The 2061-nt window shown below is 34.9% G+C and carries 3 protein-coding genes; 1 reads left to right on the plus strand and 2 read right to left on the minus strand.

Translation table 11 applies throughout. The features are described 5' to 3' along the window. The coding region (locus KPC_RS19330) for a LysR substrate-binding domain-containing protein (protein WP_121975932.1) at positions 1–693 on the plus strand (693 nt) is incomplete at its 5' end. Positions 694–695: 2 nt separating this feature from the next. Here KPC_RS19330 and KPC_RS19335 read toward each other — a convergent pair. Both KPC_RS19335 and KPC_RS19340 read right to left on the minus strand, forming a co-directional pair. Then, entirely contained in the window at positions 696–1004 is a 309-nt protein-coding gene (locus KPC_RS19335) for a hypothetical protein (protein WP_146196680.1), read from the minus strand. Between the two features lie 95 nt (positions 1005–1099). Continuing rightward, positions 1100–1987 (minus strand): SDR family NAD(P)-dependent oxidoreductase, encoded by an 888-nt coding sequence (locus KPC_RS19340; protein ID WP_121975934.1) that lies wholly within the window; start codon positions 1985–1987, stop codon positions 1100–1102. Positions 1988–2061 lie beyond the last annotated feature (74 nt).

The raw sequence follows: 2061 nt of genomic DNA on the forward strand, positions 1-2061 counted from the left end.
ACGCTGCAGCTTTTTAATCATCTTAAAGATTTAAATCGTTTTAAATCAATACATAAAGGTAATGTTGGAAAAATTAGTATCGGAATGCCGCAAAGAATAGCTACTCAAATATTAATTCCTTATTTATATGAATATTATGAAAAATATCCTGATATTCAAGTGCTCATAAATAGCCGAGATGATTATTCACATCTGATTGAAGAACAGTTGGATTGTGTGGTAAGAGTTGGAGAGGTTCAGGACGAATATTTAATTGTTAAAAATATTGGAATAATGAAAATCGTAACTTTAGTATCACCAGACTATGTGAAAAAGTACGGTAAACCTGAAAATCTGGATGATTTAACACGACATAAAGCAGTCGAATATAATGTTGGCAAGACACAAACAGATACTGTAGTACTTTCATTTTTTCAGCATAATTTTAAAGTAGGTTATTCAGTATTGGTTGAAAATACTGAAGCATATTTACAAGCAGGTTTGGCAGGTTTAGGGATTATTCAGATTCCGGAGTATGATGCAAATCAGTATATTCAGGAAAATCAGCTGATATGTATTTTCAATGAAATTGCACCCTTGGAAGTACCTGTTCAAATGTTATTTTTAGAAAGGAAATATCGCCCCCAGTATCTGCAAGATTTTATAGATTGGTTGGAAATTAAGCTGAAACAAGTATTTGTAAGCGAAAAATAGTATTATTTGAAATTATAAAAACAACTTAATATGATCAGCATCATACCTAAACGACCTAAAATCAGTGCAAATTTTTCAATCCACGTTAATTCCATCGTATTGGATAAAAATAAGGTTTTATAAGACAGTTTATGTGTTGTTTTGTCCTGGTTAATGATCGTTCCCATTTCTGTGAGTACAAAAATCATTCCTATATTACCTAAAGCATCTAATGGTTCTAGGTCGTTCAAATAAGCGTCCTGTCCAAGCCCAAACAAATAAATACCTGCTGTAATAAAACATGTAATTTTGATTAGGGAGATCAGTTTCATCGCTGCTCTCATTTTATTTTTAACAAGCTTATTACGATAGGATAATAAAACAGCGCTGTAAATAAAAAGCCCACTTGGAATGGGCTTTTTTTGTATCACCAATGTTCACCAGGGAACAGCCTTGCATATGCACGTTGAACCCAGTTTAATTTTTCCTGTTTACCTACCGAAGCAGAGGAGCTTGGAAACAGGTTATAGCCTATCGACATCAGCTTATTATTAATTTCTGGTGCTATAGAGTAGGTTATTGATGCTAAACGTCCAAGTCCTGTAGCAATTTTCTTTGGTCGTTTCACGATAGCATAAGCGATCAGGTCTGCTGCCTGTTCCGGAGAGAGGGTTGGAACATATTTATAAATTTTGGTTGGTGCAATCATCGGTGTGCGTACCAAAGGCATATAAATGGAGGTAATGGCAATTTTATGTGAATGTACTTCAGCCGAAAGACAGCGACTAAATGCATCTAAAGCTGCTTTAGATGCTACATAAGCAGAAAATCGAGTTGCATTTGCAAGTACACCAATTGAACTGATATTGATGATTTGACCATCCTTACGCATCATCATTTGGGGCAGGATATTGAGGACTAAACGAACTGCTCCAAAGTAGTTAAGTTGCATGGTACGCTCAAAATCATGAAATCGATCCAGGGATTCATGAACAGCTCGACGGATTGAACGTCCTGCATTATTAATTAATATATCAATATGGTCGACAGAAGCTAAAATCTTTTGTGATACTTCATCAATGGCTTGCATATCATTTAAATCACAAGGGAAAATTGAAGCTTTACCCCCAGCACTTTCAATTTCGGTTTGTACTTCTTTTAAGGTCTCTTCAGTTCTCGCCACAAGTAAAACATGTGCGCCTGCAGAGGCTAATTTCTTAGCTGCTGTTAACCCTATACCACTTGATGCGCCAGTAATTAAAATGATTTTATTACGCACTTTTTCTTTAAAAAGTTGTTCTAATTTTTGATTCATATACATTCCCTGTTTAAATGAAAAAGTAAATTTATGTGGCTGTGAGAGTGAGGATGCTCATGACTATATTATGA

The sequence above is a fragment of the Acinetobacter stercoris genome (assembly GCF_900323515.1).
Taxonomy (GTDB): domain Bacteria; phylum Pseudomonadota; class Gammaproteobacteria; order Pseudomonadales; family Moraxellaceae; genus Acinetobacter; species Acinetobacter stercoris.

Excerpts from the sequence above, each read along its gene's own strand:
- KPC_RS19335 (WP_146196680.1), bottom strand. The coding sequence starts at position 1,004 with ATGAAACTGATCTCCCTAATCAAAATTACATGTTTTATTACAGCAGGT.
- KPC_RS19340 (WP_121975934.1), bottom strand. The coding sequence starts at position 1,987 with ATGAATCAAAAATTAGAACAACTTTTTAAAGAAAAAGTGCGTAATAAA.